The organism is Curtobacterium oceanosedimentum (assembly GCF_020297365.1).
GTDB lineage: Bacteria > Actinomycetota > Actinomycetes > Actinomycetales > Microbacteriaceae > Curtobacterium.
Window position 1 is genome coordinate 137,838 of record NZ_JAIXIG010000002.1, and the last position, 12,504, is coordinate 150,341.

The following is a 12,504-nucleotide window of genomic DNA, read 5'->3' on the forward strand; positions in this document are numbered from 1 at the left end:
GCGTCAGCGCAGCTGCCGGGGCAGGTACCGGGGCACGTACCGGAGCAGGATCCCGGCGCCGACCAGGCCGAGCACGCCCATCACCCCGCTCGCGACCGCGATCGACGCGATCGCGGTGACCCCGGAGATGACCAGGGGCGCCGCGGCCGACCCGAAGTCGCCGGTGAACCTCCAGGCGCCCAGGAAGGGTGCCGGGGCGTTCCGCGGAGCGAGGTCCGCGCCGAGCGTCATGAGGATGCCGGACCCGACGCCGTTGGCCAGGGACATGCCCATCGCGATCGCGACGAACCAGCCGACCCGGGCGTCCAGGTGGCCGCTCCAGGCGAGCAGGAAGTAGCTGATGCTCAGGCCGAGCATGCACGGCAGGGCGCTCGCGAGCCGTCCCCACCGGTCCATGATCTGCCCGCTCGTGTAGAACAGCGCGAAGTCGACGGCGCCGGCGATGCCGATGACCAGCGCCGCGGCCGAGTCGTCCAGTCCCACGCTGACCGCCCACAGGGGCAGGATCACCTGGCGGCCGGCGCGCATCGCGCCGATCAGGCCGGCGCCGCTGCCGAGTCGCAGCAGCACCGCCCGGTTCGCGCGGATGGTGCGGAACAGGCCCTGTGCCTCCTGCTGGACGAACTGCGCGCCCGTGTCGGCGGGTGGTTCGGTGCCGGCCCCGCCGCTCGCGTCCGCCACGGGGTCCGCCGTCGGTCGGGAGGCGCGGGGCGGCAACCGCAGACCCCGTGCGCCCGTCGCCGGGTCTCGGAGCACCAGGAGCACGGTCGCCGCCGCCAGGCAGCAGACGACGTGGATCCAGAAGGCACTGCTGGTGGTGCCGGTCAGGTGGACGACGCCAGCGGCGATGAAGGGGCCGACGAAGTACCCGAAGCGGAACACCCCGCCCAGGCTCGACAGGGCACGGGCCCGGATGCGCAGGGGGATCGCCGTGGTCATGTAGGCGTGTCGGGCGAGGGCGAACACGGCGGTCGAGACCCCGACCAGGAACACCCCGAGCGCCAGGACCCAGGCGTTCGCGGCGGTGGTGGCCACGACGAGGCCGACGACCGACACCAGGGCGGCGCCGATCATCGCGTTCCGCTCGCCGATGCGGGCGACGACGATGCCGGACGGCACGTCACCGATGAGCTCGCCGACCAGGATCAGCGACGCGACGAAGCCGGCGAACGCCAGGCTGGCCCCGAGGGAGTCGGCGGCGATCGGGATGATCGGGATGATCGCGCCCTCGCCGATCGCGAACAGCGCGGCGGGCAGGAACCCGGACAGCAGGACGGACCGGAAGTCGAATGAGTCGTTCGCAGTCGTGGCCATCGCCCGACCAACGGTACGCCAGCGGTACCGCTTCGTCGGCGGGTTACCCTGGAGGCATGCGTGTTCTGGCGGCGATGAGCGGTGGTGTCGACTCGGCGGTGGCGGCTGCCCGGGCGGTCGACGCCGGACACGACGTGGTCGGCGTGCACCTGGCGCTGAGCCGGATGCCCGGGACCCTGCGGACCGGCAGCCGCGGCTGCTGCACCATCGAGGACTCGATGGACGCCCAGCGCGCCGCGTCGGCCCTCGGGATCCCGTACTACGTCTGGGACTTCTCGGCCCGGTTCAAGGAGGACGTCGTCGACGACTTCGTGGCCGAGTACCAGGCCGGCCGCACGCCGAACCCCTGCATGCGCTGCAACGAGCGCATCAAGTTCGCGGCGCTGCTCGAGAAGGCACTGGCCCTGGGGTTCGACGCCGTCGCGACCGGGCACTACGCCTCGATCGTCACCGGTCCGGACGGCTCCCGGGAACTCCACCGGTCGGCCGCGTGGGCGAAGGACCAGTCGTACGTGCTCGGGGTGCTGACCGCCGAGCAGCTGCAGCACGCGATGTTCCCGCTCGGTGCCACCCCCTCGAAGGACGAGGTCCGGGCCGAGGCCGCCGCCCGCGGGCTGACGGTCGCGCAGAAGCCGGACTCCTACGACATCTGCTTCATCCCGGACGGGGACACCCGCGGCTGGCTCGCCGACCGCGCGGGCAGCGAGACCGGTGACGTCGTCGAGCGTGACGGCACGGTCGTCGGCTCCCACCAGGGCGCGACCGGGTACACCGTCGGGCAGCGCCGCGGTCTCGCGCTCGGACGACCGGCGCCGGACGGCAGGCCGCGCTTCGTGCTCGAGATCCGCCCGAAGGAGAACACCGTCGTCGTCGGCCCGAAGGAGGCGCTCGACGTCGTGTCGATGTCGGGCTCCCGGTTCACCTGGGCCGGTGCCGCCCCCGCCGACCCGTCCGTGCCGTTCGCCTGCGACGTGCAGATCCGCGCCCACGCCGACCCGGTGCCCGCGACCGCGCGCGTGCAGGACGACGTGCTGGTGATCGACGTCGACGAGCCATTGTCCGGGGTCGCCCCCGGGCAGACCGCGGTGGTGTACGTGGGCACCCGGGTGCTCGGGCAGTGCACGATCGACGACACCGTCAGCGCCGTCCCCGTCGACGCCTGACCCCGCCGCTCCCGGGCACCCCGGTCGCTGCACGCCACGTCGGTGGCGCACGGTAGAACTGATGCCATGAGCGAGACCGACGCCACGTTCGAGACCATCGACCCCGACGAGCTCGACGCCGCCGGTGCGCAGCGCGAGGTCGACCGGCTGCGGTCCCGCATCCTCGAACTGCGCGACGCCTACTACTTCGGCGAGGGCGGCTCGACCGTCACCGATGCCGACTACGACGCGATGGCCCGCCGGCTCGAGGCCGTCGAGCAGCGGTTCCCGGAGCTCGTCACGCCGGACAGTCCGACGCAGACGGTCGGCGGCCGGGCGCAGTCGATCCAGTTCGCGCCCGTCGAGCACGCGGAGCGCATGCTCTCGCTCGACAACGTCTTCAGCCCCGACGAGCTGACCGACTGGGCCGTCAAGGTGCAGCGGGACGCGGGCGACGAGCGCGTGCGGTTCCTGACCGAGCTGAAGATCGACGGTCTCGCGATCAACCTGCGCTACGAGCACGGTCGACTCGTCTCGGCGGCGACCCGTGGCGACGGCGTCGTGGGCGAGGACGTCACCGGCAACGTCCGCACCATGGGCACGATCCCGGACCGCCTGTCGGGCACCGGTCACCCGCCCCTGGTCGAGGTCCGGGGCGAGATCTTCTTCCCCGTCGCCGAGTTCGACGAGCTCAACGCGAACCAGCGCGATGCGGGGGAGCGCGTGTTCGCCAACCCGCGCAACGCCGCCGCCGGGTCGCTCCGCCAGAAGGAAGAGGGCAAGTCCGAGGCGAAGCGCGCCCTGATGGTCGACCGCCTGCAGCGTCTGCGGATGCTCGTGCACGGCATCGGCGCGTGGCCCGTCCGCGAGCTCGAGCAGGGCACCGACGTCCGCAGCCAGTCCGAGGTGTACGAGCTCCTGCAGACGTGGGGGCTGCCGACGAGCAGCCACTACCGGGTGTTCGACACCATCGACGAGGTGAACGGCTTCGTCCGCACCACGGGGGACCGCCGGTCGTCCGTCGAGCACCAGATCGACGGCGTCGTCGTGAAGGTCGACGACCTGGCGCTGCACGAGGAGCTCGGCTCGACCTCGCGGGCGCCGCGGTGGGCGATCGCCTACAAGTACCCGCCGGAAGAAGTCCACACGACGCTGACCGACATCGTGGTCAGCGTCGGCCGCACCGGCCGTGCGACCCCGTTCGCGGTGATGGCCCCGGCCGAGGTCGCCGGGTCGGTCGTGCGCCAGGCGACGCTGCACAACCAGCAGGTCGTCAAGGCGAAGGGCGTGCTGATCGGCGACACCGTCGTGCTGCGCAAGGCCGGCGACGTCATCCCCGAGGTGCTCGGGCCGGTCGTGGAACTCCGTGACGGCTCCGGGCGCGAGTTCGTGATGCCGACGCACTGCCCCGAGTGCGGCACCGAGCTCGCCCCCGCCAAGGAGGGCGACATCGACCTGCGCTGCCCGAACGCGGAGAGCTGCCCGGCGCAGGTGCGCGGGCGGGTGGAGCACATCGCCTCGCGCGGCTCGCTCGACATCGAGGGCCTCGGCGAGGTCGCCGCCGCGGCGCTCACCCAGCCCCTGCGGCCGGAGACCCCGCCGCTCGTCACCGAGGCCGGGTTGTTCGACCTGACGATGGAGGACATCGTCCCGATCGAGGTGATCGTCCGCGACGCCGAGACCGGCATGCAGAAGGTCGACGACGACGGCACCCCGAAGCGTGTGACGCCGTTCAGTCGGGCGCGCAAGAAGACCGACCCGCCGTTCGACCCTGAGTCCCGTGGTGCGGACTACACCGGGGAGCCGAGCCGCTACCCGTCGAAGAACGCGTTCGAGATGCTCGCGAACATCGACGCCGCGAAGACGAAGCCCCTGTGGCGCATCCTGGTCGGCCTGAGCATCCGCCACGTCGGACCGGTCGCCGCCCGCGCCCTGGCGAACCACTTCGGCTCCCTCGACGCGATCCGGTCGGCGTCCCGTGAGGACCTGGCCGCCGTCGACGGGGTGGGCGGGATCATCGCCGATGCCCTGCTCGCCTGGTTCGAGGTCGACTGGCACCGCGAGATCATCGACCGCTGGACCGCGGCCGGCGTGCAGTTCACGACGCCCGATCACCCCGGTCCGGGCGGCGCCGCAGCCGAGGGCGGCGTGCTGAGCGGTGTGACCGTCGTCGCGACCGGGTCGCTCGAGGGCTACACACGCGAGGGAGCGCAGGAGGCCATCATCACCGCGGGCGGCAAGGCGGCGTCGAGCGTGAGCAAGAAGACGGACTTCGTCGCTGCCGGGCCGGGAGCCGGGTCGAAACTGACCAAGGCCGAGCAGCTGGGCGTGCGGATCATCGACGCCGTCCAGTTCCACCTGCTCGTGACGGAGGGGCCGGCGGCCCTCGCCGAGGCGGGCTCGGACGATGCAGGCTCGGACGAGACTGCCCCGGTCGAGTCGACGCCGGACGGCACCGCGACCGAGGACTGAGGCGCACTCAGCACACAGGATCGGCGCGCCAGCGGGGAACGGCGCGCCGATCGTCGTGCCCAGTTCGAGGGACAAGTTGCATCACGCATGACAGAACGTCGGCGGCCCTCCGTACACTCGGAACAGCATCACCCGTCGTCTGCAGGGGGACGTCGGGAAGGCCTTCCCGGGGGAGACCCGATTGCTGCTCGTCGCCGCAGCTCTGCTCACCGCCTCGATGCACTCGCTCGGAGTGGTCGAGGTCCCCGACGTGCCTCCGGCGCACGCGGCACCGGCCGCCGTCGCGGTGGTCGCCCCACGGCACCCCGCCCCCGTCCCGGTCGCGACCGGGGGACACGCCGGTGTCGAGGACGTCGCGACCGCGGGTGGTCGGGCGTTCCTCGACGGGCTCGGGGCGCTGGACGCCGGCAAGCTCGGCCGCGCCGCCGCTGACCGTCGGGTCGTCGAGACGGTGCAGGACGACCCACCGTCCGCCGCCACGGTCGCCCGGTGGTGGGCGGGTCTGCACGGCGACGAGCGCGACCTGCTCCTGCGGTGCGCGCCGTCGGTGGTGGGGAACCTGGACGGCGTGCCGTACGCCGTCCGCGACGTCGCGAACCGTGCGACGCTCACGACCGGTCTGGCCGACGACGACACCGGTGCCGCCGAGGCCGCGATGCTCGGGCAGGTCCGAGACTCGCTCGTGCACGAGCCCGGCGACCCGCAGCGGTACCTCGTCACGCTGGACACCCGCGGATCCGGACGGGCGGCGATCAGCATCGGTGACCTCGACACCGCGGCCGACGTCACCGTCGTCGTCCCGGGGATGTTCTTCACGGTCACCGGCCAGATGACCGACTTCACCGACACCGCCAACGACCTGTCCCGCGAGCAGGCCACGCTCGCGCCCCTCGCGACGGCGGGTGGCGGCAGCGGATCGGGCGTCGCCGTCGTGGCCTGGATGGGCTACCGCACGCCCGACCTGTCGAACATCCTGTCGCTCGGCCTGGCCGAGACCGGCGCCGTGCGGCTCGAACGCGCCGTCGACGGCCTGCGCGAGCGGCCGGTCGACCCGCCGCGACTCAACGTCGTCGCTCACTCGTACGGGTCCACCACGGCGATGATCGCCCTGGCGTCGGGACGGATGACCGCCGACACGTTGACGGTGCTCGGGTCGCCGGGCAGCGACGTGCGCTCGGCTGCCGACCTCGCGGTCACCGACGGCGAGGTCTTCGTCGGCGGCGCCCACAGCGATCCGATCGCGGGCTCCGGGTACTTCGGCACCGACCCCGGCGGAGCGTCCTTCGGGTCGACCGTGCTCGACCTGGCCGGCGGGGTGCAGGACGCCGCGGGGGACGTCTTCCGGCGTCCGGTCGGGCACAACGACTACCTCGAGCCCGGCACCGCCTCGCTGCACGACGTCGCCCTGATCGGGATCGGCCGGGGTGACCTGGTGCGGGAGCAGGTGCGCCGGGGCGACCACGACGGCGACTCGGTCGTCGGGGCGACCCCCGACATGTACCTCGTGCGCCCGCAGGACCTGCAACCGCGCGACTGATCTCCGACGGTGCCTGAACGGCAACCTGAGCACGACCGCAGTCGGTGATCGTTCCACGGCAGAACCAGTCCAGCCCGCATCCCTACGGTGCCGTCATGCGTGTGGTGCGATGGCCTGGTGCTCTCCTGATGTTCGTGGTGCTGTCCGTGCTCGCCGGCATGCTCGTCGCCGTCGCGGTCACACCGGCCGTCGCGGTCGCCGGTGAGGGCACGTCGGGTGCGGTGGCGTTCTTCGAGGACCTGCCGAGCTACCTCGAGGTCCGGACCCCGCAGCAGGTGTCGTCGGTGTACGCCACGCAGGGCGGGAAGCAGGTCGAGATCGCGTCGTTCTACGCCGAGAACCGCACGAACGTCACCGCGGACCAGATGGCGGACTCGCTGAAGCAGGCCGCGATCGACACCGAGGACCCGCGCTACTACGACGAGGGCGGCATCGACGTGCTCGGCACCCTGCGTGGCGTGGCCGCGACCGTCGTCGGCGGGGACGTGCAGGGCGGCTCGAGCATCACGCAGCAGTACGTCAAGAACGTCCTCGTGCAGCAGTGCGAGGAGCTGACCGGCAAGGACCAGGCCGCCACCGAGAAGAAGGTCGCAGCCTGCTACCAGGACGCGGCCGGCGTCACGCCGCAGCGCAAGCTGCAGGAGATGCGGTACGCGATCGCGGTGGACAAGAAGTACTCGAAGGACGAGATCCTCACCGGGTACCTCAACATCGTCGGACTCGGCGGCCGGGTCTACGGTGCCGAGGCCGGAGCCGAGCACTACTTCGGCGTGCACGCGAAGGACCTGTCGCTCGTGCAGTCGGCCACCCTGGTCGCGATCCTGAACAACCCGTCGAACCTGCGCATCGACGTGCCCTCCGACACGGACAACGGCCGGGCGAACGGCTACGCCCTCACCAAGGAACGCCGGGACTACGTGCTCCGCCGCATGCAGGTGCACGGGGCGATCACGAAGGCCCAGTTGGCCGAGGCGATCGCGACCCCGGTGACACCGAGGATCACCGAGACGGCGAACGGTTGCTCGACCGCCGCGACGAACCACGACGCCGGGTACTTCTGCGACTACGTGCGCGACCAGGTGCTGCAGGATCCCGCGTTCGGCAGGACCGCCGCCCAGCGCATCGCGACGCTCGACACGAAGGGCCTGCAGATCCACACGTCGCTCGACCTCGACCAGCAGGGCCGGGCGCAGCAGGCCCTGTCGACGTACGTGCCGCCCACGATGGCGGGCGTCGACGTGGGCGGCTCGAACGTCACCGTCGAACCGGGGACCGGACGGATCACGTCGATGGTGCAGAACACCTCGTACACGCAGGGCGACGCCGCCGCCGCGGGTGCGACGGCGGTGAACTACAGCGCCGACTCCGGGTACGGCAACTCCGGTGGGTTCCAGACCGGGTCGACCTACAAAGTGTTCACGCTGGCCGAGTGGCTCGCGACCGGACACACGCTGTCCGAGTCGGTGACCACGTCGGAGCACCAGTTCGAGAACGCCGAGTTCACGAACAGCTGCCAGGACGTCGCGGGCGGCACCTGGAACGTGGCGAACGCCGAGAGCGTACCGGCGTCGATGTCGGTCGAGGACGCGACCGTCGAGTCGATCAACACGGCCTACGCGCAGATGGGCAAGCAGCTCGACCTGTGCAGGATCGCGAAGCTCGCGCAGTCGATGGGCATCCACCGTGCCGACGGCGGCGACCTGACGCAGACCCCGTCGTCGATCCTCGGCGTCAACGAGCTGTCGCCGATCGACCTGGCCGAGGCCTACGCGGGCTTCGCGAACGGCGGCGTCGTGTGCACGCCCACCGCGATCGACTCGGTGACCGAGGCGGACGGCACGACGATCACGCCGACGCCGTCGTCCTGCACGCGGGGCGTCTCCGCCGACGTCGCGGGCACCGTCGACCACGCCCTGCAGGGCGTCCTGTCCGGATCGGGGACCGCCGCGAGCGCGAACCCGGGTGACAGCGTGCCGAAGTTCGCGAAGACCGGCACCACCGACGGCGACGTGCAGAACTGGCTGGTCGCGTCGTCGACGAAGTACACGAACGCCACCTGGATCGGCAACGTGCAGGGGAACGTGAGCCTGGCGGACCAGCCGTTCCTGCAGGGCACGACCGGGTACAGCGCGAAGTTCGGCGTGGGCAAGGCGATGATGGGCTACCTGGACCAGACCGTCGGCGGGGGAGCGCTCCCGGCACCGAGCCAGGCGATGATCGGGAACGCGGGCGGGTCGTCCTCGTCCTCGACCTCGTCGTCTCCGTCCTCGCCCGGACCGGGGACCGCGCAGCGCGACCAGGACACGCCCGCCTCGCCGACGCAGACCGGTGCCCCGGCTGCTCCGGCTGCTCCCGCTGCCCCGGCCGCGCCCGCTCCCGCCGCGACGGGCGCCCCCGCGGCACCGGCTGCGGGGGACCGGCACGGGGAGTGACCGCCTGGGACCACGCCGCCGGTTCCTCGACGACGCGCCAGCGCCGGGCAGGCCGTGCCGGTGCGGCCTGGAGGCCCGGTGCCGGTCCGGCGGACCGGCACCGGGCCTCCAGACCGTTGTCCACAGCCGCGCCTGCGCGCCCGACGCAGCCAATAGACTGTTGGGCATTCCACGAACCGATCGACGGAGCACCATGCCTGACATCACGAGCGAGCAGGTCGCCCACCTGGCGAGCCTCGCACGTATCGCACTCACGCCCGACGAGATCGAGAAGCTGACCGGGGAGCTGTCGCACATCGTCGAGAGCGTCGCCAAGGTCGCCGAGGTCGCGACCGACGACGTCCCGGCGACGAGCCACCCCGTGCCGCTCGGCAACGTCACCCGACCCGACGTGGTCGGCACGACGCTGACGCAGGAGCAGGCGCTCTCCGGCGCGCCCGACTCCGACGGCGAACGGTTCCGCGTGACCGCCATCCTCGGCGAAGAACAGTAGGGCGAAGAACAGTGACCGACGACATCACGAAGCTCAGCGCCGCGGCGCTCGCCGACGCCCTCGTGGCGCGCGACGTCTCGAGCGTCGAGGCCACCCAGGCCCACCTCGACCGGATCGCCGCCGTCGACGGCGACGTGCACGCGTTCCTGCACGTGAACCAGAACGCCCTGGCCGTCGCGAAGTCGATCGACTCGCGCCGTGCCGCCGGTGACGACCTCGGCGCCCTCGCCGGCGTCCCCATCGCCGTCAAGGACGTCCTGTGCACGCAGGACATGCCGACCACCTCGGGCTCGAAGATCCTCGAGGGCTGGGTGCCGCCGTACGACGCCACCCCCGTCGCGAAGCTCCGCGCCGCCGGCCTCGTGCCGCTGGGCAAGACGAACATGGACGAGTTCGCGATGGGCTCGACGACCGAGTTCTCGGCGTACGGTCCGACCCGCAACCCGTGGGACCTCGACCGGATCCCCGGCGGGTCCGGTGGTGGTTCCGCCGCCGCCGTCGCCGCGTACGAGGCACCGCTCGCGCTCGGATCCGACACCGGTGGATCGATCCGCCAGCCGGGTGCCGTCACCGGCACGGTCGGCGTCAAGCCGACGTACGGCGGTGTGAGCCGGTACGGCTCGATCGCCCTCGCGTCCAGCCTCGACCAGGTCGGTCCGGTGTCCCGCACCGTGCTCGACGCCGCGCTCCTGCACGACGTCATCGGCGGGCACGACCCGCGCGACTCCACCTCGATCCCGGACGCCTGGCCCTCGATGGCCGCCGCCGCGCGCGAGGGGCTGCACTCGGACACGCTCCGTGGGCTGCGCGTGGGCGTGGTGAAGGAACTCGCGGGTGGCGACGGCTTCCAGGCCGGTGTCACGCAGCGGTTCCAGGAGACCGTCGCGCTGCTCGAGTCGGCCGGAGCGGTCGTCGTCGAGATCGACGCCCCCTCGTTCGCGTACGCGATCAGCGCCTACTACCTGATCCTCCCGGCCGAGGCGTCGTCGAACCTCGCGAAGTTCGACTCCGTGCGCTTCGGCCTGCGCGTCACGCCCGAGGGCGGCGCCACGGTGGAGGACGTCATGGCCGCCACGCGCGAAGCCGGCTTCGGGCCGGAGGTCAAGCGCCGCATCATCCTCGGCACCTACGCACTGAGCGCCGGCTACTACGACGCCTACTACGGCTCGGCGCAGAAGGTCCGCACGCTCGTGCAGCGCGACTTCCAGGCGGCGTTCGAGCAGGTCGACCTGCTCGTCAGCCCCTCGGCGCCGACGACCGCGTTCCCCCTCGGTGAGCGCATCGACGACCCGCTCGCGATGTACCTCAACGACCTCACGACGATCCCGGCGAACCTGGCCGGCGTCCCCGGCATGAGCATCCCGAACGGCCTGGCGCCCGAGGACTCGCTGCCGACCGGTGTGCAGCTGATGGCCCCGCAGCGCGAGGACGCCCGGCTGTACCGCTACGGCGCGGCCCTCGAGCGGCTGCTCGAGCAGCAGTGGGGGGCGCCGCTCATCGCGTCCGTCCCGGACCTCGACCAGAGTCAGCAGTCGGCTGCGCAGGAAGGTGTGATCTGATGGCGCAGAAGGACGCGCTCATGGACTTCGACGAGGCGCTCGAGCGCTACGAGCCGGTCCTCGGCTTCGAGGTCCACGTCGAACTCGCGACGAAGACCAAGATGTTCTCCGACGCCCCGAACTTCTTCGGTGGCGAGCCGAACACGAACGTCACCCCGGTCGACCTCGGGCTGCCCGGGTCGCTGCCGGTCGTGAACGAGCAGGCCGTGCGGTACTCGATCCAGCTCGGGCTCGCGCTCGGCTGCTCGATCGCCGAGTCGTCGCGGTTCGCCCGGAAGAACTACTTCTACCCGGACAACCCGAAGAACTACCAGGTCTCGCAGTACGACGAGCCCATCGCCTACGAGGGCGAGGTCGAGGTCGAGCTCGCCGACGGCACGATCTACAACATCCCGATCGAGCGCGCCCACATGGAAGAGGACGCCGGCAAGCTCACGCACGTCGGTGGTGCCACCGGCCGCATCCAGGGTGCCGAGTACTCGCTCGTCGACTACAACCGAGCCGGCGTGCCGCTCGTCGAGATCGTCACGAAGCCGATCTTCGGCGCCGAGCACCGCGCGCCCGAGCTCGGTGCCGCCTACGTGCAGGTCATCCGCGACCTCGTCCGCGCCCTCGGCGTCTCGGAGGCCCGGATGGAGCGCGGGAACCTGCGCTGCGACGCCAACATCTCGCTGCGCCCCCGCGGCCAGGAGAAGCTCGGCACCCGCACCGAGACGAAGAACGTCAACTCGTTCCGCGCCGTCGAACGCGCCATCCGGTACGAGATCCAGCGTCAGGCCGCGATCCTGGCCGCCGGCGGGACGATCACGCAGGAGACCCGGCACTGGCACGAGGACACCGGTCGCACCTCGGCCGGACGCCCGAAGTCGGACGCCGACGACTACCGCTACTTCCCCGAGCCCGACCTGCTGCCGGTCGTGCCGGACCCCGCGGTCGTCGAGGAGCTCCGCGCCTCGCTGCCCGAGGCCCCGGTCGCGCGCCGACGCCGCCTGAAGGGCGAGTGGGGCTTCGCCGACCTCGAGTTCCAGGACGTCGTCAACGGCGGCCTGCTCGACGAGGTCGAGGGCACCGTCGCCGCGGGCGCCGCTCCGCAAGCCGCCCGCAAGTGGTGGACCGGTGAGATCAGCCGCGTCGCCAACGCGCAGGACGCCGCCCCCGGTGACCTCGTGTCGCCGCAGCACGTCGCCGAGGTCATCGCCCTCGTCGAGTCCGGCGACCTGACCGACCGACTGGCGCGCCAGGTGCTCGAGGGCGTCATCGCGGGAGAGGGCTCGCCGGCGCAGGTCGTCGAGGCCCGTGGGCTCAAGGTCGTCTCGGACGACTCGGCCCTGACCGCGGCCGTCGACGAGGCGCTCGCCGCCCAGCCGGACGTGCTCGCCAAGATCCAGGACGGCAAGGTCCAGGCCGCCGGCGCGATCATCGGTGCCGTCATGAAGGCCATGAAGGGCCAGGCGGACGCCGCCCGCGTGCGCGAGCTGGTGCTGGAGCGCGCGCAGCAGTCGTAGACCCGACCACGGTCGGACGGGAGGCACGGTGCACGCACGCACCGTGCCTC

At 71.9% G+C, this 12,504-nt stretch carries 8 protein-coding genes; 7 read left to right on the forward strand and 1 reads right to left on the reverse strand.

What is annotated here, in order from left to right; translation table 11 throughout:
* Nucleotides 1-3: 3 nt before the first annotated feature.
* On the reverse strand, nucleotides 4-1,314 hold the full coding sequence (locus LEL83_RS01480) for an MFS transporter (protein ID WP_225557480.1): 1,311 nt from the start codon (nucleotides 1,312-1,314) through the stop codon (nucleotides 4-6).
* Between the two features lie 56 nt (nucleotides 1,315-1,370).
* Between LEL83_RS01480 and mnmA the strand changes: the two genes are divergently transcribed.
* From mnmA to gatB, 7 genes are all read left to right on the forward strand, one after another.
* Nucleotides 1,371-2,477: a tRNA 2-thiouridine(34) synthase MnmA gene (gene mnmA, locus LEL83_RS01485; protein WP_225557481.1), complete on the forward strand. Its 1,107-nt coding sequence runs from the start codon at nucleotides 1,371-1,373 to the stop codon at nucleotides 2,475-2,477.
* A gap of 66 nt (nucleotides 2,478-2,543) precedes the next feature.
* On the forward strand, nucleotides 2,544-4,928 hold the full coding sequence (gene ligA / locus LEL83_RS01490; protein ID WP_225557482.1) for an NAD-dependent DNA ligase LigA: 2,385 nt from the start codon (nucleotides 2,544-2,546) through the stop codon (nucleotides 4,926-4,928).
* 181 nt (nucleotides 4,929-5,109) lie between these two features.
* Nucleotides 5,110-6,465, forward strand: a complete 1,356-nt coding sequence (locus LEL83_RS01495; RefSeq protein WP_225557483.1) for an alpha/beta hydrolase — start codon at nucleotides 5,110-5,112, stop codon at nucleotides 6,463-6,465.
* 95 nt (nucleotides 6,466-6,560) lie between these two features.
* Entirely contained in the window at nucleotides 6,561-8,897 is a 2,337-nt protein-coding gene (locus tag LEL83_RS01500) for a transglycosylase domain-containing protein (RefSeq protein ID WP_225557484.1), read from the forward strand.
* A 193-nt stretch (nucleotides 8,898-9,090) separates the two neighbouring features.
* Nucleotides 9,091-9,390 carry an Asp-tRNA(Asn)/Glu-tRNA(Gln) amidotransferase subunit GatC gene (gatC, locus tag LEL83_RS01505; RefSeq protein ID WP_198657958.1) on the forward strand — a complete coding sequence of 100 codons (300 nt, stop codon included), beginning with the start codon at nucleotides 9,091-9,093 and terminating at the stop codon, nucleotides 9,388-9,390.
* An 11-nt stretch (nucleotides 9,391-9,401) separates the two neighbouring features.
* On the forward strand, nucleotides 9,402-10,949 hold the full coding sequence (gene gatA / locus LEL83_RS01510) for an Asp-tRNA(Asn)/Glu-tRNA(Gln) amidotransferase subunit GatA (protein WP_198657959.1): 1,548 nt from the start codon (nucleotides 9,402-9,404) through the stop codon (nucleotides 10,947-10,949).
* The gene (gene gatB, locus LEL83_RS01515) at nucleotides 10,949-12,454 is read left to right on the forward strand and encodes an Asp-tRNA(Asn)/Glu-tRNA(Gln) amidotransferase subunit GatB (protein WP_198657960.1); all 1,506 of its coding nucleotides are present in this window, start codon (nucleotides 10,949-10,951) and stop codon (nucleotides 12,452-12,454) included. The genes gatA and gatB overlap by 1 nt, the downstream gene beginning before the upstream one ends.
* Nucleotides 12,455-12,504 lie beyond the last annotated feature (50 nt).

Excerpts from the sequence above, each read along its gene's own strand:
- gatB (WP_198657960.1), top strand. The coding sequence starts at position 10,949 with ATGGCGCAGAAGGACGCGCTCATGGACTTCGACGAGGCGCTCGAGCGC.
- LEL83_RS01480 (WP_225557480.1), bottom strand. The coding sequence starts at position 1,314 with ATGGCCACGACTGCGAACGACTCATTCGACTTCCGGTCCGTCCTGCTG.
- gatC (WP_198657958.1), top strand. The coding sequence starts at position 9,091 with ATGCCTGACATCACGAGCGAGCAGGTCGCCCACCTGGCGAGCCTCGCA.
- LEL83_RS01500 (WP_225557484.1), top strand. The coding sequence starts at position 6,561 with ATGCGTGTGGTGCGATGGCCTGGTGCTCTCCTGATGTTCGTGGTGCTG.
- ligA (WP_225557482.1), top strand. The coding sequence starts at position 2,544 with ATGAGCGAGACCGACGCCACGTTCGAGACCATCGACCCCGACGAGCTC.
- mnmA (WP_225557481.1), top strand. The coding sequence starts at position 1,371 with ATGCGTGTTCTGGCGGCGATGAGCGGTGGTGTCGACTCGGCGGTGGCG.